At 33.5% G+C, this 1,329-nt stretch carries 1 protein-coding gene; it reads left to right on the forward strand.

What is annotated here, in order from left to right; all coding sequences use genetic code 11:
• Nucleotides 1-225 precede the first annotated feature (225 nt).
• Nucleotides 226-855, forward strand: coding sequence for a hypothetical protein (locus ASG21_RS02765; RefSeq protein WP_056075557.1), 630 nt, complete (start codon nt 226-228; stop codon nt 853-855).
• Nucleotides 856-1,329 lie beyond the last annotated feature (474 nt).

The following is a 1,329-nucleotide window of genomic DNA, read 5'->3' on the forward strand; positions in this document are numbered from 1 at the left end:
TTCTAATCCCGTAAGATTTAAAACATAAAGACGAAAGACTGATCCCGTAAGATCAGCAATTAAAAAAAGTATTAACTCTAAATATTATAAAAAATGAAATTTTGACAGCATTTCTACAAAAAAACAATTATCAACTATCCTTAAATCAAAATAATCTCTAAGGATGTTAATCAGAAAATTCAAAAACAACAATCAATAAATTACAACTTAAAATTAAAAATTACCATGAAAAAATTATTACAGGTCTTCGGAGCACTTATTTTATTAATCAGCAGTTTCGTATCTGCGCAAACAGACTGTTTTCCTCTTGAACCGCCTTTGGATAAATTAGTTCTTCATCCTATTAAGACCAATCAGTACAATCAATCCATTGCTGGGCAGCTTGATGGAAAAGCAATGAATATGTATTTGTTAGAATTTAATAATGCAATTGATCAGTACGCAAGCAATGATAAGATTCCAGCAGACTTCACAACCTATGTAAAGGATGTAAAATCAACAGCATTCTATGCAAAAGCAGTCCAGATGACAAACGCATCAGCAGATTTAACTCAATTGAAAAATAATATTCTTGCACAACTTGGAAAAAGCAAAGATAAAAATGAAATCAATTCATTAATCCTATGGCATTATCAGGTTCAGATTATTGAAGCATCAGATTATTACAATCAGCAGAATGCTGCAGGAAAGTTGGGTCCAAGATGGAAATGTGCTTTATCAATTATTGGTGGTGCAGGAACAGGAGCTTTACAAGGTGCGGCAGCAGGTAGTGTAATACCAGGTTTTGGTACAGCGGCAGGAGCTATCGTAGGAGGAATTTTCGGTGGAGCAGTAGGAGCTGCAGCAGGATGTTAATACAAAACATAAAAATATGAATCTCGTAAAGAACGTATCGTTAGTTCCATTAACAGCCATCTCAATATTTTGTGGATTTATATTCTATAAAAATTATGATTCCACTTGGAACTGGAAAATGACAGCCTCCCTAATCAGTGGATTAGTCTTTCTCACTATACTTTTAATGACCATTTTTAAAAAAAATTAATACGAATAAAATAAAACTATAAAAAATATATCCGGAGGCTCATCGCTTACTGTACACCTCCGGATTATTATAAAACTAATACTAAAGATCACACAATCAATAATTTTAAATCAACCATGAAAAAACTATTAAAATTTGCCGGCTTATTTATGCTGCTTATCAGCAGCTTCACTTTTGCACAGTACAACCAGGGAGGATGCATTCCGACACCGCCCCCACTTGACAAGCTGATTAAAGAACCTATTACAATTGATATGTTCGGAGATCCAAATGCTAAAATCAGA

It is taken from the genome of Chryseobacterium sp. Leaf394 (genome assembly GCF_001424105.1).
Classification (GTDB): domain Bacteria; phylum Bacteroidota; class Bacteroidia; order Flavobacteriales; family Weeksellaceae; genus Chryseobacterium.